General features: G+C 42.6%; 28 protein-coding genes. 15 read left to right on the top strand and 13 right to left on the bottom strand.

Translation table 11 applies throughout. The annotated features are described in order from the left end of the window. Window positions 1–20: 20 nt before the first annotated feature. Genes abc-f through A3G19_RS08590 form a run of 3 tightly spaced genes read right to left on the bottom strand, consistent with a single transcriptional unit; the run spans window position 21 to window position 3,160 of the window. Window positions 21–1,979: a ribosomal protection-like ABC-F family protein gene (gene abc-f / locus A3G19_RS08600; RefSeq protein WP_294872064.1), complete on the bottom strand. Its 1,959-nt coding sequence runs from the start codon at window positions 1,977–1,979 to the stop codon at window positions 21–23. A 6-nt stretch (window positions 1,980–1,985) separates the two neighbouring features. Then, a complete protein-coding gene (locus tag A3G19_RS08595; RefSeq protein ID WP_041192427.1) occupies window positions 1,986–2,303 on the bottom strand; it encodes a hypothetical protein in 318 nt (105 codons plus the stop codon). A gap of 26 nt (window positions 2,304–2,329) precedes the next feature. Continuing rightward, window positions 2,330–3,160: a serine hydrolase gene (locus tag A3G19_RS08590; protein ID WP_015654018.1), complete on the bottom strand. Its 831-nt coding sequence runs from the start codon at window positions 3,158–3,160 to the stop codon at window positions 2,330–2,332. Window positions 3,161–3,364: 204 nt separating this feature from the next. Between A3G19_RS08590 and mscL the strand changes: the two genes are divergently transcribed. Continuing rightward, entirely contained in the window at window positions 3,365–3,802 is a 438-nt protein-coding gene (gene mscL / locus A3G19_RS08585) for a large conductance mechanosensitive channel protein MscL (protein ID WP_294872061.1), read from the top strand. Between the two features lie 30 nt (window positions 3,803–3,832). Here the strand turns inward: mscL and A3G19_RS08580 are convergent, their stop codons facing one another. From A3G19_RS08580 to A3G19_RS08560, 5 genes are read right to left on the bottom strand one after another with little or no spacing between them, the layout of a single operon-like run. Then, window positions 3,833–4,396 (bottom strand): hydrogenase-4 component G, encoded by a 564-nt coding sequence (locus A3G19_RS08580; protein WP_294872058.1) that lies wholly within the window; start codon window positions 4,394–4,396, stop codon window positions 3,833–3,835. A 39-nt stretch (window positions 4,397–4,435) separates the two neighbouring features. After that, window positions 4,436–5,647 carry an ABC transporter permease gene (locus A3G19_RS08575; protein WP_015654015.1) on the bottom strand — a complete coding sequence of 404 codons (1,212 nt, stop codon included), beginning with the start codon at window positions 5,645–5,647 and terminating at the stop codon, window positions 4,436–4,438. Next, a complete protein-coding gene (locus tag A3G19_RS08570; RefSeq protein WP_294872055.1) occupies window positions 5,644–6,333 on the bottom strand; it encodes an ABC transporter ATP-binding protein in 690 nt (229 codons plus the stop codon). The genes A3G19_RS08575 and A3G19_RS08570 overlap by 4 nt, the downstream gene beginning before the upstream one ends. 2 nt (window positions 6,334–6,335) lie before the next feature. After that, on the bottom strand, window positions 6,336–7,556 hold the full coding sequence (locus A3G19_RS08565; protein ID WP_015654013.1) for an efflux RND transporter periplasmic adaptor subunit: 1,221 nt from the start codon (window positions 7,554–7,556) through the stop codon (window positions 6,336–6,338). Beyond that, window positions 7,553–8,761: a TolC family protein gene (locus A3G19_RS08560; protein WP_294872053.1), complete on the bottom strand. Its 1,209-nt coding sequence runs from the start codon at window positions 8,759–8,761 to the stop codon at window positions 7,553–7,555. The genes A3G19_RS08565 and A3G19_RS08560 overlap by 4 nt, the downstream gene beginning before the upstream one ends. Window positions 8,762–8,898: 137 nt before the next feature. Between A3G19_RS08560 and A3G19_RS08555 the strand changes: the two genes are divergently transcribed. After that, on the top strand, window positions 8,899–9,783 hold the full coding sequence (locus A3G19_RS08555; protein ID WP_294872052.1) for a rhodanese-like domain-containing protein: 885 nt from the start codon (window positions 8,899–8,901) through the stop codon (window positions 9,781–9,783). A gap of 193 nt (window positions 9,784–9,976) precedes the next feature. Here the strand turns inward: A3G19_RS08555 and A3G19_RS08550 are convergent, their stop codons facing one another. The 3 genes from A3G19_RS08550 to A3G19_RS08540 form a co-directional block, all read right to left on the bottom strand. Further along, window positions 9,977–10,813: a hypothetical protein gene (locus A3G19_RS08550; RefSeq protein WP_294872049.1), complete on the bottom strand. Its 837-nt coding sequence runs from the start codon at window positions 10,811–10,813 to the stop codon at window positions 9,977–9,979. Window positions 10,814–10,931: 118 nt separating this feature from the next. Next, window positions 10,932–11,105, bottom strand: a complete 174-nt coding sequence (locus A3G19_RS08545; protein WP_294872047.1) for a hypothetical protein — start codon at window positions 11,103–11,105, stop codon at window positions 10,932–10,934. An 8-nt stretch (window positions 11,106–11,113) separates the two neighbouring features. Beyond that, entirely contained in the window at window positions 11,114–11,761 is a 648-nt protein-coding gene (locus tag A3G19_RS08540; RefSeq protein WP_294872044.1) for a BRCT domain-containing protein, read from the bottom strand. Window positions 11,762–11,914: 153 nt separating this feature from the next. Here A3G19_RS08540 and A3G19_RS08535 point away from each other — a divergent pair, with 153 nt between their 5' ends. After that, on the top strand, window positions 11,915–12,208 hold the full coding sequence (locus A3G19_RS08535; RefSeq protein WP_294872041.1) for a nucleotidyltransferase family protein: 294 nt from the start codon (window positions 11,915–11,917) through the stop codon (window positions 12,206–12,208). A gap of 3 nt (window positions 12,209–12,211) precedes the next feature. On the opposite strand, the gene A3G19_RS08530 is transcribed toward A3G19_RS08535, so the two are convergent. Then, the gene (locus tag A3G19_RS08530; protein ID WP_294872039.1) at window positions 12,212–12,370 is read right to left on the bottom strand and encodes a hypothetical protein; all 159 of its coding nucleotides are present in this window, start codon (window positions 12,368–12,370) and stop codon (window positions 12,212–12,214) included. 42 nt (window positions 12,371–12,412) lie between these two features. Continuing rightward, the gene (locus A3G19_RS08525) at window positions 12,413–13,060 is read right to left on the bottom strand and encodes a ferritin family protein (protein WP_015654007.1); all 648 of its coding nucleotides are present in this window, start codon (window positions 13,058–13,060) and stop codon (window positions 12,413–12,415) included. A 153-nt stretch (window positions 13,061–13,213) separates the two neighbouring features. Between A3G19_RS08525 and A3G19_RS08520 the strand changes: the two genes are divergently transcribed. The 12 genes from A3G19_RS08520 to A3G19_RS08470 all read left to right on the top strand — a co-directional run bounded on the left by A3G19_RS08520 (window position 13,214) and on the right by A3G19_RS08470 (window position 23,164). Further along, window positions 13,214–13,546: a DUF2325 domain-containing protein gene (locus A3G19_RS08520; RefSeq protein ID WP_294872036.1), complete on the top strand. Its 333-nt coding sequence runs from the start codon at window positions 13,214–13,216 to the stop codon at window positions 13,544–13,546. Between the two features lie 79 nt (window positions 13,547–13,625). Beyond that, window positions 13,626–14,123 (top strand): non-heme ferritin, encoded by a 498-nt coding sequence (ftnA, locus tag A3G19_RS08515; protein ID WP_294872034.1) that lies wholly within the window; start codon window positions 13,626–13,628, stop codon window positions 14,121–14,123. Between the two features lie 381 nt (window positions 14,124–14,504). Next, entirely contained in the window at window positions 14,505–15,287 is a 783-nt protein-coding gene (locus A3G19_RS08510; protein WP_015654004.1) for a hypothetical protein, read from the top strand. Continuing rightward, entirely contained in the window at window positions 15,280–15,786 is a 507-nt protein-coding gene (locus A3G19_RS08505) for a flavodoxin (protein ID WP_294872031.1), read from the top strand. Before A3G19_RS08510 ends, A3G19_RS08505 begins: the two co-directional genes overlap by 8 nt. A gap of 81 nt (window positions 15,787–15,867) precedes the next feature. Continuing rightward, entirely contained in the window at window positions 15,868–16,038 is a 171-nt protein-coding gene (locus A3G19_RS12135) for a hemin uptake protein HemP (RefSeq protein ID WP_015654002.1), read from the top strand. A 34-nt stretch (window positions 16,039–16,072) separates the two neighbouring features. After that, entirely contained in the window at window positions 16,073–18,100 is a 2,028-nt protein-coding gene (locus A3G19_RS08500) for a TonB-dependent receptor (RefSeq protein WP_294872029.1), read from the top strand. Window positions 18,101–18,249: 149 nt separating this feature from the next. Continuing rightward, the gene (locus A3G19_RS08495) at window positions 18,250–18,675 is read left to right on the top strand and encodes a hypothetical protein (RefSeq protein ID WP_294872025.1); all 426 of its coding nucleotides are present in this window, start codon (window positions 18,250–18,252) and stop codon (window positions 18,673–18,675) included. 72 nt (window positions 18,676–18,747) lie between these two features. Continuing rightward, the gene (locus A3G19_RS08490; RefSeq protein ID WP_294872020.1) at window positions 18,748–20,922 is read left to right on the top strand and encodes a TonB-dependent receptor; all 2,175 of its coding nucleotides are present in this window, start codon (window positions 18,748–18,750) and stop codon (window positions 20,920–20,922) included. Then, a complete protein-coding gene (locus A3G19_RS08485; protein ID WP_294872017.1) occupies window positions 20,922–21,632 on the top strand; it encodes a hypothetical protein in 711 nt (236 codons plus the stop codon). The genes A3G19_RS08490 and A3G19_RS08485 overlap by 1 nt, the downstream gene beginning before the upstream one ends. Continuing rightward, window positions 21,593–22,360, top strand: a complete 768-nt coding sequence (locus tag A3G19_RS08480) for an energy transducer TonB (RefSeq protein WP_294872013.1) — start codon at window positions 21,593–21,595, stop codon at window positions 22,358–22,360. The genes A3G19_RS08485 and A3G19_RS08480 overlap by 40 nt, the downstream gene beginning before the upstream one ends. Window positions 22,361–22,368: 8 nt before the next feature. Then, window positions 22,369–22,791: a TonB-system energizer ExbB gene (gene exbB, locus A3G19_RS08475; RefSeq protein ID WP_294872010.1), complete on the top strand. Its 423-nt coding sequence runs from the start codon at window positions 22,369–22,371 to the stop codon at window positions 22,789–22,791. Next, window positions 22,778–23,164, top strand: coding sequence for a biopolymer transporter ExbD (locus tag A3G19_RS08470; protein ID WP_294872007.1), 387 nt, complete (start codon window positions 22,778–22,780; stop codon window positions 23,162–23,164). The genes exbB and A3G19_RS08470 overlap by 14 nt, the downstream gene beginning before the upstream one ends. Window positions 23,165–23,289: the final 125 nt, after the last annotated feature.

Below are 23,289 nucleotides of genomic sequence, written 5' to 3'. Positions count from 1 at the left end.
CATTAAAAAGAAGTACTTAACTAGCTGTTTTTGAGTGCTTCGATCTCTTCTGCTTTTTCTTCAATCGTTAAGAGTTCATCCACTTTTTCTTCATAGATCGCTTTTGTTTTTTCCAACTCTTCTGCCAAAATACTGATTCCGATTTTCTCGTATTTTTTTGGATCGGCGAGAGAGGCGTTTAGTTCATCAATCTTGGCCTCAAGCGCTTCGATCTCAAGTGGGAGTGTTGAGAGGGCACGTTGTTCGTTAAAGGTGAGTTTGAATACTTTCGGCTTTTCGCTCTGCATTACAGCTGTTGGTGTTAAAGACTTGGAAAACTCGGCCTCCATCGCATCTATTTCGTTGAGTTCTTTTTCATCTTCGAGGTATTCGCTGTAAGGCTTGTAGCTCTCTTCGATGGTGCCGTCTCCTTTGAAGATGAAGAGCTTTTTGGCGATTTTATCGACGAAATATCTATCGTGGCTGACAAGGATAACGGCTCCGGGGAAGTTTTGGAGCTTCTCTTCGAGGATATTGATAGTGGGGATATCAAGGTCGTTGGTCGGCTCATCGAGAATGAGAATGTCCACTTTTTTCGTAAAGAGCAGGGCGAGGGCAACACGGTTTTTTTCTCCGCCGCTGAGAACTCCCACTTTTTTATCGAGAAACTCTCGCGGGAAGAGGAAGTTTTTTAGATAGCCGTACACATGATAATCCTGCCCCTGCGCATCGACACGATCGCCTCCATGGGGACAAAAGGTTTCGATGAGGTTGAGATTATCATCGAGCATTTCACGGTGCTGATCGAAATAACCGATCGTTAGCTCTCCTTGTTTAATAATCCCTGATGTCGGTTTTAGACGTCCTAGGAGTGCCTTGAGAAGTGTCGATTTACCACTTCCGTTAGGGCCTACGACGGCAATAACGTCTTTTTGGAGGATTCGGGTGGAGAAGTCTTTGATAAGGAGTTTATTGCCTAACGTGAGTCCGAGATGCTCGACTTCAAAGAGCATTTTTTGGCGATTGACTCCCTCTCCACGATTAAAGTGTTTCGCTTCGCGCTCCAACTCCAGTTTCATTTTTCGGATACGGCTTGGGTTATTTTTGGCATCTTCACGCAGTTGTAATACCCGCTGTTTTCGTCCTTCATTCCGTTTTAATCGTGCTTTGACCCCACGGCGAAGCCATTCGTTCTCAGATTTGAGAAGCTTGAGGAGGTTGTCGTGCTGTTGCGCCATGGTGCGCAATAACTCTTGTTTTTGCTCCAAATAGTTACTGTAGCCGCCGCTAAACTCCCTCAGGGCGCAATCTTCCACTTCGATGGTTTTCGTTGCTACCTGATCAATAAAGTAACGGTCATGCGAGATGAAAAGGAGGGTGAATTTTTCTTTGAGGATCAACTCTTCGAGAAATTCCACCATGTAGACGTCGAGATGGTTGGTCGGCTCATCAAGGAGGAGAATATCGGGCTTGAGCAGTAACAATGAGGCAAGGGCAACACGGCGCTGCTCCCCTCCGCTAAGGAGTTCGACATTTTTTGTCTCATACTCTTTGAGCATAAAGTGGTGCATAATCCGCTCGATCTTATCATCGAGATTCCATGCATTGTGATGATCGAGAAAGGTGGTGAGGTGTGATTGCTCTTGAAGGAGCGTTTCATTATCGAATTCCATAGAGAGGAGGGTGGAAATCTCATCGAAACGCACCCGTGCCGCTTTGAGCTCTCCCAGCCCCGCTTCGATCGCTTCGCGGACGTTGTGGCTTGGATCAAACTTCGGCACTTGGGAGAGCATTTTGATCTCAATCCCTTGGCGGTTTATCCGCTCACCCGCATCGGTATCGAGTGATCCGTGGACGATTTTCATCAGCGTCGATTTGCCGCTTCCGTTTTTCCCGACGATAACGACCCTCTCACCCTCATCGATGTGGAAGTTAATATTCTCTAAAATTTTTTGGGCTTCGTAGTGTTTGCTAACATTCAGGAGGTCGACTAATGCCATATTTATTTATTCCTTTGGAAGTGTGAAGCAGGTTATACGCGATAAATACCATGTTGCGATTGCATAGTCATTGTAAGGTGTTTCGCGTTGAGCGGGGGGAATTGAGTCATTCCGGAGTTTGGATCGGATGATCCCGAAAACAATAAACCCAAGCAATAAAGCTCCAATGGCGATAAACCAATCACTTTTCCACCATATCAGCAAAGCGATAGCGTAGTGACCGTAGCTAAGTGAGTACCCCATAACACGGGCCATAAATCGGCATTGGCGTGTCGGCAAGGTAGGGGTTGGGTCAATGTGGAAGATGGGGTGTTCGCTATTCATGTTGCGAATTATATCATGCTATCTGTCTATACCTCTTCCCAATATTCGATGACAGGTAATAAAAACACTTGTTCAAAAATCTGTTGAGCTACACTCCAGCGATTTTCTTTCGAGTTGAGCATCACGATTAGGCAGTCATTCCCCTCTTTTTTGGCACGTGCGATGAGACAAGGGCCTGCTTTAGAGGTGTAACCAGTTTTAACTCCTACCGCATATTCGTAGCGATTCAAAAGATAGTTATGGGTTTTGGCAACAAATTTACGATTCGTATTGAGTGAGTAATAAATATGTTGATTCTGTCGGGTGATATCGTTAAAAAGAGAGTTTTGAATGGCATATTCTGCAAGGTGCAGAAGGTCTATCGGGGTTGAATGGTGGTTAGCGATATCAAAGCCGCAAGGATTGGTGAAAAAAGTATTGTCCATACCGATTTGAGCAGCTTTGAGGTTCATCATCTGGACAAATGTATTTAGATCTCCCCCCACGCTGATCGCAATCGCCATTGCCGCATCGTTATCGGATTTGATCATGGCTGCTTTGATCAGATCTTCGAGACGAATAACCTCTCCCTCTTTGTAGCCCGCTTTGGTCGGTTCGACGGCTATCATCTCTGCGGTGATCGTCACCGGACGATCCAAATTCCCCTGTTCAATCGCCAGCATAGCAGTCATAATCTTGGTAAGACTGGCCGGTTTGACCTCCTTGAGGGCTTCTTTGGAATAAATCACTTCACCGGATGTGAGCTCTTTGACCAGCAGTGCTTCGACATTGAGTTTATCAAGTCCGTTTTTATCGATTTCTGCGTGTGAAGATAGGGTGAGAAGTAAACATATAAGAGTTAAATATCGATATATCATAGGCTTAGGTAACTTGTATCGGGATAGAAAATAAATTCATAATCTATCATTCCCAAAAAATGTAAACAATGGATTGATTGAGACAAACATTTGGAATTTTTTTGTTGAAGTGTAGGGAATTGGAACGTATTGATAGGTGCAAAGCACATGTTTCACAAACATTTCTATGTTAGAATCTTTCAAAATATGCAAAAGGAGTTTCCCATGTTCAAAGAGTTTAAACAGTTTCTCATCACCGGAAATGTTGTAGATATGGCAGTCGGATTTATCTTTGGAGCGGCATTTGCAACCGTGGTTAAGTCACTGGTTGCCAATATTATTATGCCTCCGGTCGGATTGCTGATGGGAGGAGTTGATTTTTCATCTCTCTTTATTGCATTGGATGGCAAAGAGTATGTTTCATTAGCAGCTTTGGATGCAGCGGGAGCTCCTGCAATCAAATTGGGTGTATTTATTAACGACACGATCTCATTTTTGATTTTGGGATGGGTCATGTTCATGATGGTGAAAGCATATAACAAACTCAAAGCCGCAGAACCTGCTTCTGAGCCGGTAGCTCCTACCACTAAAGTTTGTCCTGAATGCGCGATGGAAATTCCTCTTGCCGCTAAAACTTGCCCTCATTGTCGTAGTGCTCAATAAAGAAAATAAAAAGAGATTGACTCTTTTATTTTAGGCGGTAGTATCGAGAACATTTCCACCCAGAGCAGTAATCTTCTCATCAATTTTAGCGAGAGTCTTTTCGAGGGTTTCATAGGAGATCTCGGGAAGCTTTCCTCCCCACATCTCTTCTGCCTCGTTAAATCCGCGAATAACTCCCTCCCGACCTGCTTTCAAACGTTCCAAATCATCACCGCCCCCACTTAGAACGAAATTCGCTAAACGCTCTGATGTTTTGGTTACCCCGAAATAACCCTCTTCACTCACCAGTTCTTTGGCTTCATCGGGGCTCATATCGGCAATCGGTTTGCCGGTATAACCGATCGCTTCAAAATCGATGGAGCTTAAAATATCCCGTACTTTATTCAGATCAAACGGAGCGCTTTGGGCTTGGAGATTATTCGAAGAATAACTCTCAATTTTGAGGCTGTATTCGACAAGATAGGCTTGGGAGAGGGTTTTACCTGAAATCTCTCCACTTTTGATTTTTTCTTTAAATTCTTCACTCTCTTTTTCTTTCAATCCCAGAGCACTTTGGCTGTAAGGGTTGATCGATGTTCCGGTTCCAATTTGCATAGTAGCTCCTTTTGGACTGTTGTAAATAATATCGGCACATTACTCATATCGTAAAGCGTCGATGGGGTTGAGCCGTGCCGCTTTTCGAGCGGGAAAATAACCAAATACGACCCCGACGAGGGTAGAAAATAAAAAAGCGATAATAACGATCGAAGTATTAAAGACCAGTGGCAGATCGAAAAAGATACTGATCCCCACCCCAAAACCAATCCCCAAGATAACACCGATCACACCGCCCAAAGATGAGAGGACGATGGCTTCGACCAAAAACTGGAGTAATACTTCCCTCTCCAATGCCCCGATGGCGAGCCGTATTCCGATCTCACGAGTACGCTCTGTGACGGAGACGAGCATAATGTTCATAATTCCGATCCCCCCGACGAGGAGGCTGATGGTAGCAACTGCACCAAGGAGGAGGGTGAGCATTTTAGTGGTAGAGGTGAGGGTCTGTACCATTTCTCGCATATCACGGACACTGAAATCATTTTCCTCGCCCAGCTTGATACGACGGCGCTCTTGGAAAAGGGCGGTGAGGGAGGCTTTGACATTTTCGATCACGGCTGGAGATGATGCCGAGACGAGAATCATTGAGATTTCTTGATTACCGCTCACCCGTCGCTGTAGTAGCCTTATAGGGACAATGATGATATCGTCTTGATCCATCCCGAACATCGAAGCCCCTTTAGGTTTGAGTAACCCGATTACTTGCGCGGAGAAGGTTCCAAGACGTATGGAAGCGCCGATGGGATCTTGATCCCCGAAAAGCTCTTTACGGACACTTTCACCGATGACACAAACTGCTTTTCCCCCTTGCAGCTCTGCTGGGGCAAATATCCGCCCCGATTCAAATACCCAGTCTTTAACGGTGAAATAGTCGTTATCACTCCCATCGATTGTAGTGGAGTAGTTTTGATTGCCATAGACGGCTTGAACCCCTTTGGAGCCTATCGGTGCGGCTCCTCGGATATCGGTAATCTCACGATGAATCGCTTGGAGATCATCGTGGTTAAAACGTTTGGCGGTAGTATCCTCACTTCTGGGACCTCGGCGATCCTGACCCGGACGGAGGATCAGCATGTTGGTTCCCAGTTTGGAGATGCTGTTGGAGACATAGGCGGTGGTGGCATCTCCGAGCATCACCATAGCGATAACCGAAGCAACCCCGATAACGATCCCCAGTGTGGTGAGGATCGAGCGCATAGCACTTCGGCGAATTTCACGTAGAGCTAAAATAAAAGCGTTCCAGATCATCGGGTCCCCCTGTCGATGAGTCCGTCACGAAAATGGATTGTCCGCTCTGAATAGGCTGCCATGTCGATTTCATGGGTGACCATAATGATCGTAATCCCTTTATCACGGTTAAACGATCGGAGCAGTTCCATGATTTCGATACTTTTTGCGGTGTCAAGATTTCCGGTCGGCTCATCGGCGAGGAGGACGAGCGGATCGGTAACGATCGCGCGGGCGATAGCGACACGCTGCTGCTGGCCTCCTGAGAGTTCACCCGGAGTGTGGTGGGCGACGTGTTCTAGCCCGACACTTTTAAGGGCTTCAAGGGCTTTTACTCTGCGAACATCAGCAGGGAATCCTCGATAGAGCAGCGGTAGTTCGACGTTTTCAACGGCTGATGTTTTTCCCAGCAGATTGAACCCTTGAAAGATAAATCCGATGTAGTTGCGACGAAGAAGAGCTCGTTGATCGCGTGAGAGGCCGCCGACATCGATTCCCTCAAAAAGATATTGTCCCTGTGATGGGGTATCAAGACATCCTATGATATTCATCGCCGTCGATTTCCCCGATCCGCTGGGTCCCATAATCGCGACGAATTCACCGCTTTTAATCTCCAAATCAACACCGCGCAGAGCATAGGCGGTTGCTTCGCCCTCCCCGTAAGATTTGGTGACACCACTAAAGCTGATGACGCAAGAAGGGAGCACCGTCATTCTCCATTTTCTTTTAGACCGATGATAACCCTGTCACCTACTTTGAGCTGTGAAGAGTTGATGGCAGTTGAGATGCCGTCGCTTTTGCCGACTTTGACGTTGAGTGGTGAGGGTTGTTTCTCTTTGAGTATCCATACTGATTTTTCGTTTTGTTTTTTCGTCTCTTGAGATGATTCTGTCTTCTCCTCTTTCGATTTTGGAGGGGTGAAACGTAGTGCTGCATTAGGTACGACGAGGACATTCGGTAAAACGCCGGTGATGATCTGTGCCGTTGCCGTCATACCCGGGCGGAGTTTTAAATCCGTATTGGGTACTTCGACGACTGCATCGTAGGTAACTACGCCATTAACCATCTGAGAGTTCAATCTCAGCTGAGTAATGACACCTTTAAACAGGTGGTTTGGATAGGCATCGACGCTAAAGGTTACATTTTGCTCCTCTTTGACCTCACCGATGTCGGCTTCATCGACACTGACGATCACTTTCATAGTACTCAGATTTTTTGCCATTTTAAATAAAACAGGTGTTTGCATCGAGGCAACAACCGTTTGTCCCGGTTCCACTTTTCGCTCCAAAATAATTCCATCTACTGGTGAGACGATGATGGCTTTACGAAGATTGTCTTCATCGGCTTCAAGTTCTGCATGGGCTTGTGCTGATTGGGCTATTGCGGCATCTAAACCGGCTTTTGCTGAAAGTAGCGCATTGTCGGCTTCATCGACCTCTTTTTTAGACGGATAGTTTCCTCCTGTAGAGGCGTACATTTTGTGGACACGCTCAAACTCGTTTTTGGCATTCGCTAGAGATGCCTTCGCCGCTGATATATTGGCTTGATAACGGAGCAGGGCAGCTTTGGAACTGGTAACTTTAGAAGAGAGTTTTGTGGTATCTAAACGGGCCATTAACTGACCTACTTTTACCCGATCATTATAATCAACGAGGACGTCAGTAACGGTTCCTGAAACTTCAATCCCCACATCGATGGTATTGGTTGGTTCCAGATTCCCCGTTGCCGAGACGGTGGTGGTTAATTCTTTTATTTGTACAGGGGTTGTGATGTATACGGTTTTAGAGGATGCAGAACTTTTTATACCAAACCATACGGCACCGATTAAAAGGGCTAGTGCCCCTCCAATCAGGAGATATTTTTTGAGGGATGATTGTTTTGGAGTATTCAGTCCGAGGGTTTGTTCAATCGAGTCAGTCGTAGAGTTCATAAAAGTTCCTTCGAAGGATTAAGGGAAAAATGGAGTTTGGCAAGCTCGATTTGGATATTAATCTCATTGATTTTGATCTCCAACTCTTCAATTGCCTTGGTATTTTTGAGAGTTTGTAAATCGTATCCTGTTTTCGTTCCGGCATTGACTCCGGCTTGGAGCGCGTGGATCAATTCATCGTAGAGGATAAGGTTTTGAGACGTGATCGTGATGTACTCCTCATAATTTTTGATTTTTTCAATCACTTGGGCATATTCGGCACCCAGTTCTCTTTTTTTATCGGCCTCTTTGGCTGCTTCTTGGAGATAGGTGGCTTGGGCTTCTTGGATTGTAGCTGAGGCATTATAGGTGAGTGGCAGTGTGAGCTGTAAACCTGCACTGTAATAATCTCCACTGTAGGCTCCGCTGAGTTCTTTGGGGTCATAATTACGGTATCCGACGGAGCCATTGAGGGCAACACTGGGGAGGTAATTCGTGGCCGTTACCTCATAGAGATTTTTGAGCGTTGTACTTTGTGCCTGCGCATATTGCAGATCAAACTGCCCTGATAAATACTCCTCTTTATCGATCACTTCAAATCGAGGGATCTGAAATTTTTCAGGAGAAATATCACTGACCTTTGCCATCTCAAAACGCTGTTCGCTGAGGGCATATTTGAGGGAAGTAATCGTTTTTAGTTCACTGCTTTTTTCCATAAACGCATTGTTTAGCTCGGTTATATCGACTTTTCCCGCATCGTAGAGCTGGCGTTTGATAAAGATTTCGATCTCTTTGTTATCGAGCCGTTTTTGACTTTGTTCCAGTAAAACACTGTTTTTTTGGTAGGTTATGAGTGCCAAAAAGAGCTGTTGATTCAATATCGCGATTTGTTGTTGGTACGCTATCTGGGCACTTTGCTTTTTGGCGTCGGCATAACGTATTTGATAGGTGATTCCGCCGGATCGAAAAATATCTTGGGAGATCGAAGCGGAGAGATTTTCGGTATCACTGTGATAATCGCCCGTAGCACTTTTGTCATAGCTGTAGGAGGCATTGAGGTTGAGAGGCGCTATCCAGTTCGTGCGAAGCTTTTCATGTTCGGATTCGAGTAGAGTGCGTTGCTGACGCAGTATCTCTTGTTTTTGGGGTGAAAGGAGGATATCATCACCACTCCAGAGGTTCGCCAAGAGAAAAAATGGGAGTATTACTAATGAATGTTTTTTCATACCATCATAGTATTCCTTTTTCGGTAACAAAAAAGTAAACAAAGTTTAAATATTTGCTAATGAATTTAGTAAAGGAAAAAAATTATCCTTTAAGAGAAACTTCTCTATGATTGTCAAAATTGTTATAAGGAATCACAATGAAAATATTCACCGCTATTTTAATGAGTGCTGTATCACTCTTGGCCATCGAGCCGTTGGTAACTCCGCAATGGCTGAATGAACATAAAAACGATAGTAATCTTCGTATTATCGAGGTATCGGAAGGGGATGTATACGGTTTAGAACATATTCCCAATGCGGCACATACCGCAATTGGAAAATGGCGATTCGATAACGGTACTTTTCTCTCCATCCGTCCGGTAGCGGAGATCGAAAAAGAGATTTCAGCGTTGGGAATCGATGAAAAAACAGATGTTGTCCTCTATGCACCGATCAGCGATCCCAAAGATGTATTGAAAACCAGTTATATCTATTGGGCACTCAACTATCACGGGATTAAAAACGTTGCATTATTGGATGGTGGATTGAAAACATGGAAAAATGGTAAACTCGAATTGACCCAAGCCGAACCGATCATCAAACCGACGGCATTTAAAGCATCGATCGATAAAAGCAAGATTGCCGATATCGGTTATGTCAAAAGTAAACTGGGAAAACTCCCTATGATCGATGCACGTCCGTCTGATATGTACTTAGGGGTTACTCCAACACCTACGGTTAAACGTAACGGTCATATCAAAGGGGGGATGAGCTATTCATGGAATTACTCCGTGGATAAAGAGTATATTCTTAAACCTAAAGCGATGTTGGAGAGTGTTTTCAAAGAGGGGTACGGTTTAGATAAAAACAAAGAGGTACTTGTCTATTGTACCGGAGGGTTGGAGACGTCATTCAACTATTTCGTCCTCAGTGGCGTACTCGGATATAAAAATGTCCGCTTGTACGATGCGTCGATGAAAGAGTGGGGGAACCGTGAAGATACCCCGATGACACAGTACCGTTATGAGATGTTTAAAAAGTAACTCTCGTCATTCCGTGCTTGATACTCTCCGTCATTGCGGACTTGATCCGCAATCTGAGATACTGAATCTACCCTAAAGGGCACGTGAAGTTTAGGATGACATAACTCCGTCATTCCCGACCTGATCGGGAATCCAGCTCTCTATTTGTAATTTAATCTTAGAAAAGTGAAGATTTAATACATAATTACTTTCTTTAAAATCCCTTTGGGGCAGTATAATAATTTCCATTTTTACTCCAAAATTGGAGATCACCATTGGAAGCAATAATATAATATTCCCCTCTTTCTTTTCCACCCTCATCGTAGTAGCGAACTTGACCGTTGATTTCATTGCTTGACAGCTTAACATCTTCGCTACTACCGTCATCAAATGCGGTTTTTATCATAACCTGATCGCCTTTTTTGTAAAAGGCAGTTTTGTACTCAAATCCGTAGTTTACTAACCACTTACCAATAAGCTCACCATCAACTTGGAGTTCGGATTTTATTAAGTCGTTGTGAGCCGCCTTTTTTAAACCTATAAATGTGATTTTTAGATCAGGATCGTAGTTCGTAGTTGCCCAATATGCTCCATCCTTATCTTCCCCATTAATTCTATATCCAATAAAGGTTCGCTCAAATCCGTCTTTATAAATTTTTTCAGCCAAAACCTTCAGGGTGGACTCATCAACACGCTCTGGAAGAAGAACTTCAACAACACGTTTAATATGAAGTACAGATTCTTCGTCCCTAATAATTTTATAATCGATGCTATCAGGTATATTCTGATTGTCGATATTGGCGGGAGTATTCGCACTTGGATCACCATAGCGCTCACTAAGTGGTATATTCTGATTGTCGATATTGGCGGGAGTATTCTTGGGTGCCATAATTCCAATTGCAATGAAAATTACAAAAGCAGGAATAATATAAGTGAGAAATACTTTAGTTCGAGTTTGTTGCTTTACTAGACTTGGCTGGATAAGCCCAAGGACACCTACAATCATCAAAAAAACAAAACCTATACTAAGACCAATTAATAATACTTCCACTATAATATCTCCTCAATTTTCATAACTATTTTGAAGAAAATTTTAGCGTAAATAACTAAAAAATCACAAAAGTAGAGAAATACACTTCTATAAAAGCTTAATTACTTATAGTAAGCATTTACGGCTTCAATAACAGAATCATCCCTAGGAGTATCTTTTTCCCAAGCTTTTGCTGTGCATTGATAACTTGATTTTCAATGATTTGCCCAATAAATGGGATAAACTCGACTTTATCACTATTTACTAATGCACCGCCATGTTCATAATATTCTATAGTTGTTGTTACTTTCATTTTTTTCCTTAAATAAATTTAATCCAATGCTCTTCCGAAATAATACGGATTGAAACTTCACCCGTATCTCTCAACTTCATAGCCATCTCAATTTTTCTGCCATGTGTTGAGTGTATCCAATCTCTACTGCCGATAATACCAATTATAAGATAGTCCGTTTTTTGGGTAGGAGCTTTTACACATTTCCCCCCTTTACTCTCGATAAGTTTGGTTACATTGTCACGTGAACCTACGGTAAATGTCCCAGTAAGACAAAAAATGCGGTTTTCGAATTCAATATCAGGTGGAGGGGCATGTAGTGGCAGATTAGATGCCATACTTTGAACCGTATCGGCTACATTTTCACCGCCTGTAATCTGTTTTAAAAGTGTAAAAAGTTCTTCTTTTTCTGTTTCATCTAAAACACCATCGGCAAGATATTCCTTAACGCGTGAGTATAAAATATTTGCCGGCCATTGATGTGCCGCGCTTTGGTTTGCTTCCATCCAATGAAGTAAAAAATCTGCCTCTGCCTGGACAATAGAACCATCAGCAATCATACCTTTACATAAACCTATTAATTCATCTATATTCCGTTCTGCAATTCTTGCCGAGCTGATAGTAGCGACGATAGGTTGACCAGTTTCCTTATGGGGAATAATCTTTTTATCATTCAAGCAAATACCTCCAAATTAATAGTAAATTTACATAAATTCTAACATATAGTATACATCTCATCCTTTAAATAACTTTTATAAGAAACTTGATATTTGAGAATGGAGAATAAGTATATGCTACAATAAGACAAATATTTTGAAAGGGAAGTCATCATGGATGAAAAAGAGCTAATTTTAGAAAAACTCACCCTTTTAAAACCCGAAATAATGCAAAGTTATCACATTACATCACTTGCACTTTTCGGTTCATTTGCCCGTGGTGAACAGAGTATATCCAGTGATGTTGATTTACTCGTCGATTTTTCCGATACTCCTGATTTGCTCCGATTTATCGAACTCGAAGAGAAGATCAAAGCGGTATTGGGAAGAGATGTCGATTTGGTTCCTCGTAGAAAACTCCGAGCTGAATTGTTTGAGCATATAGAGAGTGAGAAGATAGCTATCTAATCATTATTTTTCTTTCATCTTCTTCGGATCACACAAATACTTTTTGTCATTCGCAACTCTGGCACATTTAGTACAGATATATTTTGGCTTATTGGTAATTTTGATGATTTTTTGGATTGATGAGGTCAAATCGACTTTTTTGAGTTTGCAAAGTTCTTTCATAATAATTTCCTTTCCCCGATGGGGGGAAACAGTGGGGAATATTTAGAGGATATGTTCCCGTTTAAAATACTCGCGTCCTACTTTGCACAGAGGACATGCTGCCGGTGCTTTTTTCCCTCGGTGGATATGTCCGCACACTTCACAGACCCAAATCTCCTCTTCTTCGCTGGCAAAGAATCCATCCGCGATGAGAGCTTCTTTAAGAGCAGCGTATTCACGTTCGTGTTCCACTTCGACTTTGCCGATGGCAGTAAACAGACGGGCTAAATCTTTATGCCCCTCAGCAGTTGCGATTTCGGCAAATCCGGGATACATGACCGTGTGCTCGTAGTTCTCTCCACCCATCGCGCTGTCGAGATTTTCAGCCGTTGCATCCACTTCGCAGCCGTGTATGAGTTTATGATATGCTTTATACTGGGCACGGGCATGGTACATCTCGTTAAACGCCGATTCACGGAAATGGCGCTCTACCGCATGCCACCCCTCATCATGGGCGATATCGGCAAACAACTCGTATTTGTTGCGTGCCATACTCTCTCCGCCGAACGCTTTCATCAGGTTTACTGCGGTGAGACTCAGAGTTATCATCTCCATCTCATTGCCGCAGCAGACGAGGGTTCCCCCTCCGACGTTTTGGACTTCGACTTCGTTGCCGCACGTATTACAGTGGTAAGTTTCATATTGACGCATCATGACTCCTTGAATTAATAGTAATGGTAAATAGTAGCACAAAATGTAAGATAAAGAAGTGAAGAGATATTTGATATCTCTTATCAATATCATAAAACTTTAAGGACAATGGAGCTAGAATTTTGATATAAGTTATCAATAAAGGATTTTCTGATGTCAGTACTGGTTATCGGTGGAGATAAAATCACCAAACTTCAATCTCTTTTGCTCTCTTTAGGTGCAACCAAAACTCATCACTGGGACAGTCGCCGCAACTCAACGTCCCATAAACAGCTTCCTCAGCAAACCGATATGATCATCATGTTGACCGATTTTTTAAAACACAACTCCATGGATCACTTCAAACGTCAAGCAAAAAAGTCCGATATCCCTTTTATTTGTGTAAAAGGAATGAGCGGATGCAGTGAGTGCCAGATCACCCAAATGGTGGAGGGGATCCGTCAGAATAAATGCAGTAGTGTTTCGTGCAGCGGTGGTTGCAAGTAAAATATTTTGTGATATACTTATTTTACGCAAGCCAATGCATTAGCTATTAGCCAGCAAATCTTGATTTCAGGAGCTGTTTATGTTAAAGCCTAATATCCTCAAACTTCTCAACGAACAAATCGCCCTCGAAGATTACTCTGCCAATCTGTATCTTGCAATGAGTTCATGGTGTGGACATCAAAAACTCGCCGGTTCGGCAAAATTTCTCGAAGCACACAGTGATGATGAACACTCTCACATGCGCAAACTTTTCACCTATGTTAATGAAACAGGTGCAATGGCACGCATCGGTGCGTTGGCAGAACCTCCGTATGAGTTCGGATCGATTAATGATGTGTTTGAAAAAACGTTCGAGCATGAAAAATTCATTACCTCTAAAATCAACGCTTTAGTAGAAGCGTGTTTGGCGGAGAAAGATTATTCGACGTTCAATTTTCTCCAATGGTATGTTTCTGAACAGCATGAAGAGGAACATTTGTTCCGCTCAATCCTCGATTTGATGGATATTGTCGGACTGGACGGTCGCGGATTGTATCTCGTCGATAAAGAGATCGGAAAGATGTCTCAAAGAGCGTAATATCTTTAATTTCGGGGTAAAGCCCCGGAGAACAAATTACTTCCATCCGCTTCTATAAATAATAATGCTTATCACTATTGACAGAACAATCTTCTCTTGCTACACTTCCATAGAGTTAGCTCGCGTCAGCGAATCATCAATTGAATTCTCCTCAAGTACGACCTCCTGTTTTCTTTCGCGAGCGCTCATCTTTCAACGAAATAGGGGAGGAAATGTCAAATAATCTGATGACCATTGATACCATTGTTCAAATCTTGGCAACAAACTCTATTAATCAAAATAGACATGCCAATCCTTTATAATGATAATGCTTATTACTATTGACAAGTGAAGTCTATTTCTGATAAAATGATATCAGTTATCAAAAATAGGAGCTACGCCATGCGAAAGATCGGTTTTGTACGACAAGACGGTCGGGTCAAAGAGATTCTGCCCCACAGCTACCATATTCATTCCTTGAGCAATCGGAGAAAGATGTTTTTGTCGATGCTTAATGCTGTGTTGCCAAAAGAGGCTCATTTTGAGTTTTCTCGTTGTTCGAAGGTGAAAGAGGATGTCTATACATTGTTGCAAGATAAGGTAATGTCCTTTTTACCGATGCATCGTTTGCGTCCTGAAACTTCCCAACCGATTGTGACGATTCTCATTCATGAGAGCGGAGTGATTAACCGATTTCTTCAGCGTATCGATACTCCGTTAGGGGATTATCTCTCATCCGGGGGATACAAAGGGATTTTGTATTCAACACCCGGATTTACTCATCCCTCAGCGGCTTTGGCTTCATTAATGATGCGGGATGGGAAAATTGAGATGATGCTTGATCTGGATGAGTTGTTTACCCAAACGGTCTTTAAACGTATTAAGCCTCAAGAAGGGACGATCGTAACGCGAGATGAGAGTTTTATCCATATCTCTTCGGGAGGGCAGGTGACGCGTTTGCATCCGCGATGGAAACGGATGAATTCAGATTCATTGAATTTGCGCAAGGGAGATATCAATACGGCATTTGATGAACTGCGCCGTGAATCGATCAACGCTTATTATCTTGTTTACCCCAAAATGGATGATTTTACCCGTCATATTTTGATCAAAAACAGCGATGAAAATCCGGTCAAAATTATCCCCTATTCATTTACATTCTGCACAAAGGAAAAACATGTCTAAAATTGCTCTCGTTTACGGAAGCTCAACCGGAAATACCGAAAAAGTTGCGGTCTCTATTCAAAATACGTTGAGTGATCATCAAGTCGATCTCTATAATGTACAAGAATGCGGTGTCGATTTTTACGGCGAATACAATAATTTTATTTTTGGTGTCTCAACATGGGGTGAGGGTGATCTTCAGGATGATTGGGACAGTTATGAAAACAAGTTTTCAAAACTCGATTTGACTGGTAAGCGCGTAGCGCTTTTCGGTCTAGGTGATCAAGAGGAATATTCGGATAACTATCTAGATGCTATGGGAACAGTGTATGATATTGTTACGAAAAATGGTGCGACGGTTATCGGTGTGTGGGAAAACATAGGATATGAATTCGATGAATCAACCGCACTTCGAGATGGAAAATTTGTTGGGCTAGCCCTTGATGAAGATAACCAAAGTAAATTGACCGATGGCCGAATTACGATGTGGTTGGAACAAATTATCCCTTCATTTCAATAAGGAGTTTTGAATGAAAACCAAAAAAGAACAAAAATGCTTGTCTGACGCTTCGATACATCGTCTTATACGGAGCGGACGAGCGTGTTAAAAGAAGATAGAGTAATAGAACCGTCATCTTCATCTGAGTATAATGGCATCGTTATAGAGTCTAAATCATTGTTTAATAACGATAATGCAATCCGTATCGTTCACGGCAATGAAGTCTATACCTTGAGAATTACCAAAGGCAATAAGCTGATTCTCACCAAATAATCGGTGCTTTTGCGCCGAATTCCCGAGGCATATTTTGTTTTATCGTCCCCTTATACTTTTTACCTGTACCCTCTCGTTGTCCTGTGCACAGGAGATCATTCAACTCGATAAAATCGAAGTCGAAGAGACCTATAACGTGATCGAAGAGCGCAAAGAAAATTCGATAGCCAAACGTATCATCAAAGGCGAAGAATTAACCCAATACGGTGATATGAATGCTTTAGAAATGCTCAAACGGACACCGGGTGTGACGATCAGTGAGGGCAAAGGGAAAAAAGGATCGCCTGGCAAAGGGTATACGAAAGTTATGATCGACGGAGAGGAAGTTTCATCTACCAAGCGGGGAAATCCGCTCGAACACATCTCTCCCGATATGATTGAGCGTTTGGAGGTGATGACCAACGGTTCGGCTGAATACAGTGCTGAATCAATGGGAGGGATTGTTAATATCGTTCTGAAAAAACCCTCATCTGAGGGAAAAACGATCGCCAAACTCACCGCCGGAGCGTATGCAGGGGAACCGATGGTTTCTGTGTTTGCTCAGCAGGAGGGGAAAAAAGGGAAACTTTCTTATCTTATTAATACAACGCTCTCGGATAATTCGCAGGATGATTCTTCTTCAACTCATACTGATACGAGAGATGACTATAATGACAATGAGTCACGCTACCGCTCCCTCAGCCTCAATACCAAATTGATTTACACCCCATCGTCCAAAGATAAATATATGTTTGATGGAGCTTTGAATCGAAGTGATTATGTTAAAGAGAGTGTAGAAGATAGAGTAGGAAGTGTTAATGAAACGCTCCTTCAACACGATGCGGGGGATGCCTTGATGCTTTGGGCAAAACTTTCAGGAATACACAACCTCTCGGGAACAGAACTGATCGAGTGGAAACTCAAATACCATCAAAACACTTCAGATGGAATCACGCGTACCGATAATGCCACAACACTCAATGAACAGAATGATGAAGGATCCTTTCGAGTTTTTGGATCTGAGGGGAGCTATTCGATCGCTTTGGATGAGCACTTTATCAAAACAGGTGCCGAAATCAAGCGCCTCCACCAAAAAGATGATGTTATCGGATACACCAATGGAACGCTTAATACCGATGAGCATCAGCGTTTGAAAGAGGATAAAGGATCATGGTATATCCAAGATGAAATTGCATTGAATGAAAAAATAGTGCTAACTCCGGGGATTCGGTTCGAGAGATCGGTACGTCAGTTCGATCAGAATATCGATATCGACTATTTCGCTCCATCCTTTCATGCTCTTTACAAACTGAGTGAGAATGATAATCTGCGTGCAAGCGTTGCCAAAACGGTAAAGCTTCCCCGTCTTGATGAACTCTCTTCCTCACTAGACAGCTCGCTCAATGAAAATGATCTTAACCACCCTGATGTCACCGGAAATCCGAATCTCAAAGAAGAATCCGCTCTCAGTTACGAAGTCCGTTATGAGCATTTCTTTGAGGATAAAGGGATTATGAGTATCGGCGGTTTTTATCGGGATATCAACGATAAAATTGAAAAACTGACAACCTTTGAGTCGGGTCGATATGTCGAACGTCCAAGAAATGCGGGTGAAGGGAAGCTTTGGAGTTTGGAGTTAGAACTCAAAAAATCATTGGAATCGTATGTCAGCGGCTTAGGTATATTCGCGAATGCAACTTTTCAAAATTCCTCTCTCGTTACCGATGGAGTCAAGCGGACAATTAAAGGGACACATGATTATATCTATAACATCGGAATCGATCATCGGCTGCAAGCGTATCGCTTGACGTATGGTGCTGCGTATCGTTATGTGAGCGGATACGATGATCCGATTGATCTTAGCGGCATCGCTGAATCCCAAGAGGGGCACGGAGCACTCGACCTCTATGCATCCAAACGGCTTGATTCCACCTATAAAGTAGGGTTAAATCTCAAAAATATTACCCAAGAGAGCATTACTACAACCTCAAAACGTTATAGCTCTGGGGTTCTGAGTGAAACTCAAATCGATCATGAAAACTCCCGCTTCCATTTCCTCGTTACTCTAGAAGGGAGCTGGTAAAGCTCCTCCCGATACTTTCTTTGCTTTCTTAAATTAAGCTGATCACTTACCATTTATTTATTTAATAATGCTTATCACTATTGACACTTTGGTGTCGTTTCCGCTATTATTTTAATAATGAAATTAATTATCATTAATGAGGAGGACGTATGTCAAAAGTGTTTGGAATACTTTTAGGTATTTTGTTGACAACAGGAGTATGGGCAGGCGATGATAAAAAGCCAAAGCCGTTTAAATCACATGATCTCATAGAAATCCCGATGAAGTTTATGAAATCGAAAAACAATCCATTGTCGTTAAATGGGTCTCAAATTTCGAAGATTGAAAAAGAGATCGAGCCAAAATTGAAAAAAGCGCACAAAGAGAAAATGATAAAAATCACCAAAGTTGAAAAAGAGGTGATTAAGGCTCTTATGCAGGGAAAAACAAAAAGTGATGTGAGAGAAAAGATAGATCAAATTACCTCCATGAAACGCGAGGCACTTGATCTTAAACTGGATGCTTTTAATGAATTTCAGTCCATTTTGACTCCGGTACAATTGAAAAAGTTAGCAGAATTATCTGCAAAAAAATAATTTAATCAGCCAGCCAAAGCATCTTGCCTGTAGCCAGCCATACATAAGTAAAAGTGAAAAGTAGGGATGAAGATGAAAAAAACGATTGCATTGAGTGTTGTGACATGCTCATTGATGTTTGGTGCTGGCAATGATGATATTTTGGAACAGGTTGAGATAAACGAAACCCGTTTGAACGACCCGATTGAGGGGAGAAAAAACAGTTCCACGACCAAAATTATTGTCTCGAAAGAGGAAATTGAACGTTTCGACGATCAGACTATCGGAGAAGTCCTCAAACGTCTGCCGGGTATGGGCTTTACCGGACCTGCCGGGTATGTCGAAGACATTCGGTTTCGCGGTGCCGATAAAGGGTATACTCAGATATTGATCGACGGTGAACCGATTGCGGATGGTAAAAAAGATCGTCAGATGCAGGTGAGCCGTCTGAGTGCCGACATGATTGAGAGGATCGAGATTATTCGTCAGACGACTGCGGAGTATAACAGTGATGGAGTGGCAGGAACGATCAATATCGTTCTCAAAGATGCCCCAAATAAAGCTAAAGGGAATTGGAGTGCCACCTACGCGAATCAAGATGGCACCTCCGGTAAAGAAGCGTATTTGAGCTTTGGAAACAAATACGACAAACTAAGTTACATTGTTAGTATCAATGCCCTAGATCGACCGTGGATTAAACCTAAAGACAAGCTTGAACTTGGGTATAACGCGACTACAGGAGCCATGACCTCGATTAAAACCGAATACGAAGTAGAAAAACGGGAAAATACCGAGTTGAGCATCATTCCGAAAATCAACTACGATTTCGATGATAAAAACCGTCTTACATTGAGCGGTTATTTTATTACCGGAACCGAAAAAAAGGATAAAACCAAAGACAATACCGAAGATACAGGAACACTTGGCGTATTGGACAAACTGATCTATACTGACGAGCAAGAGGATAAAGATCGAGACAACGGGCGTATCATGCTCAAATATGAGACGACATTTTCGCCAAGTGAAAAATACAGTATTACGGCAATGATCAACCGTGGCGGTGAAGAAAAAGATAAATCGACATTGACCAGAACAACGACGGTGAGTAACGGCAATATTGTTAATACTGCCGCGACGGAGTATGAAAAAATTACGGAGACCGAAAATAAAATCAAAGCCGACGCATCGTTTGTATTGTGGGACTCTAACTTTATCAAATCGGGGATCGAATATTCGTTAAAAGATTTTGAAAGCGATAAATCTAAGAACGGCGTCGTTCAAACAGGGATAGCTGACAATCTCAAAATGGATGAAGATTCACTCCAAGCGTATGTGATGGATGAATGGAATATCGGTGATGCGCATGTCCTTACTCCGGGACTTCGAATGGAACAGTTTACCCAAAAGTCGCTCGATTCCAACGGTGTTTCAAAAGAGGGTGATTACCGTTTTTGGAACCCGTCACTCCACTATTTGTGGCGGATGCAAGAGGATCTTCATTTTCGCGCCAGTGTGGCTCAAAAAGCAAAACGTCCGAAGTTTGATGAGTTGACTAATTTTATCAAATCAGGTACGACGGGGACGTCACTGAACCCGTATGAAACGGGGAACCCTGATCTCAAACCCGAAAGAGCCATTTCGTATGATACGAGTTTGGAATACTATTTATCGGGGAATACGGGCGTGTTAGCGGTTAACGGATACTATCGGGACATCAAAGACAAAATCGAATCGACGACACTTCAAGAGAATGACGGATTTTACTATAAAAAACCGATGAATATGGGAGATGCAAAACTTTATGGTGTTGAGTTTGATGCCAAAATGGATCTTTCCAAATATATGGATGGACTCAACGTGTATGGAAACCTTTCATTTATGAATGGGAAAATCACTACCGCAAGTGATGGAATCGAGCGTAAACTCAAAGATGTACCGGAATACGCACTTAACCTCGGGTTTGATCAAAAAATTGCCCCCTTAGGGCTGACTATCGGGGCTGCTTATAACTATTTAGATGGATTTGAAGTGTATGAATCGGCAACGAAACTCAAAACCGAAACTGCCCGTACTATCGTCGATGTGTATGCACTTAAAAAGTTGACAAAAGAGCTGAATCTCAGAATTTCGGCGAAAAATATAACTGAAGTTGAAAAAGATAAGAAAGATACCGAATTTTCAGCAACAACCGGAAATATTACGAAAGTGACGACAGAAACAGAATATTCGAATGTTATGTTCTTTATTGGACTGGAAGGTAAATTCTAATGAATAAATTTAAACGCGAGCTTCGTCAATGGCATATTTGGTTGGGGGTGGCATTTGCTTTGCCGCTTTTGATCGTTGGATTGACGACCATTTTTTTGGCGCACGGAAAAGCGCTCAAACTTGATGAATATGCTATCTCGAGCAGTTATTTCCCGGGCTATTGGTCAGAGAAAAAAAAGATGCAAGGTGAGCTTCGCGTTTATTTTGTCGCTCCTAACGGAGCGGAATATTACGGATATAAAAATGGTTTAATTATCCAAAAAGAGGGAAAGACTCAAGAAGTTGAGGAATTCGCCCAAGATGACATCCGATCGATTACTCTATGGAATGATCAGGTCGTCATCGGAACCAAAAAAGGGGTGTTCATCGAAAATGAGGGAGCTTACGAATCCATTCTCGAAGCTGACATTTGGGATGTTATGGCGCAGAACGATCTCCTTTACGCCGTGAGTAAAGAGGGGATGATGAGTTATGAGTCTGAAGCCCAAGAGTGGGAAGAGGTGAATCTCCCGGAGCGTAAAGCCTGTAATGATGGTGATGCCGTTACCTTGAAAAAACTTAATATTGATCTGCATACGGGCAAAGCTCTTTTGGGTGATAAAGGGATGTGGATTTGGGAGGATATTTTGGCTATCAGCCTTTTATTTTTTATCTTTAGCGGAGTGTTCCTATGGTACTCGAAAAAACAACGACCATCAACCAAAGCCTAAATATCCAAAAAGGGTATTTGGTTTCGATTGTTTTACACGCTCTCGTGGCTGGAGTCTTGGCACTCTTGGCTGTAGATGAAGTTAAACCTATCGAGATACCGATGAGTATTGAATTGGAACTTTCTACGCTGACGCATCAGGATAATTCACTCCAGAGCCCTATGCCATCCGTTGTTTCATCCCCTCAAACGACGGTATCCAAACCTGTGGCAGCTTTCAAACCTTCGGTGCAACAGACAGTGCCATCGAGCCGAACCGAACCGAAGTTATCCCAACTGACACCCTCCATAACCTCTTCGGCTGTCGTTCCCGCATTAGCGCCAACTGTGGTTAAAGAACAGCCTGTATTGGCAAGGGTAGAATCTGTATCGATGATTGCGCCGAAACCGGTAGAAGCAGCAAAACATGTTGTAGCAGCTAAAAGTGATGCAGAACTCGAAAAAGAGTTTGTTAAAACCAATTTCGGGATGATTCGCGATTCGGTTCTATCAAAACTTGTCTATCCCAATATTGCCCGTCGAATGGGCCATATAGGAATTGTTGAGGTCGCAATAGTAATCGGAACCAACGGAAAACTTCAAAATCATTTCATCTCTAAAAGTTCAGGTTTCCCGCTGCTTGATGAAGCGGCACTTAAAGCGGTAGCGACGCTGGGGGGTGAATCGCTTCCGAAGCCTCAGGTAGAATCACGGGTCGTTTTACCCATTTCATTTAAATTAAAAGCGTAGGAAGTGTCATGGAAGAATTAAAATTGGTCGTCGATTATGCGACTTTGGGAATTTTGGGAATGATGAGCGTGATCGCACTGGCGTATGGTGTTGAGAGGTTTTTTTATTACCGCAGCGTTAATCTAGACCATTACATGACTAAAAATCAAGCGGAAGCGGAACTTACCAAAAACCTCACCGCAATCTCCGTGATCGGTTCCAACGCTCCCTATGTCGGACTTCTCGGGACCGTTGCGGGGATTATGGTAGTATTTTATGAAATCGGACAAAGCGGGGGGATGGAACCCTCCACAGTGATCATTGGACTATCACTGGCACTCAAAGCGACAGCATTGGGACTCCTTGTAGCGATTCCCTCTATGATGATCTACAGTGCATGTTTGCGAAAAGTCGATCTTTTGATGGGGAAATTCGAAGATGCGCGCGCTTAAACGTCCCGAGGGTATTAATGTTGTTCCATTGATTGATGTTGTGTTGGTATTATTGGCGATTGTTTTAACGATTTCTACTTTTGTGGCATCGGGTGCTATTAAACTCGATCTCCCGAAAGCCGCAAGTGCAACCCAAACACCTAAACAAGAAGTCGTGATCAGTGTTAATGATCAAGGCGTTTTGTATTGGAATCATGATATCGTGAACAAAGAGACGCTCATTCAAAAGATCGCCGGGCTGAGTGAAAATGATACTGTCAGTATTCGGGGAGACAAAAAAGCCTATTTTGACGATTTTATTTTTATTTTGGATCGTTTAAAAGTACAGAAAATTGAAAAAATATCGATTGTGACCGAAATAACTCAAAATTGATATAAAAATCAATAACCTTAAAGCATTATTTTAGCGGTTATTCATTAACCGTTTGTAGGTTAATATTGTTACGATTCTTATCACTATATTAGAGGAGAACCTAATGAAAGACAATGAACCAACAC

The organism is Sulfuricurvum sp. RIFCSPLOWO2_12_FULL_43_24, assembly GCF_001829605.1.
Taxonomy (GTDB): Bacteria; Campylobacterota; Campylobacteria; order Campylobacterales; family Sulfurimonadaceae; genus Sulfuricurvum.
The sequence above is the reverse complement of the archived record's forward strand: the minus strand, read 5'-3'. Positions and strand labels throughout refer to the sequence as shown.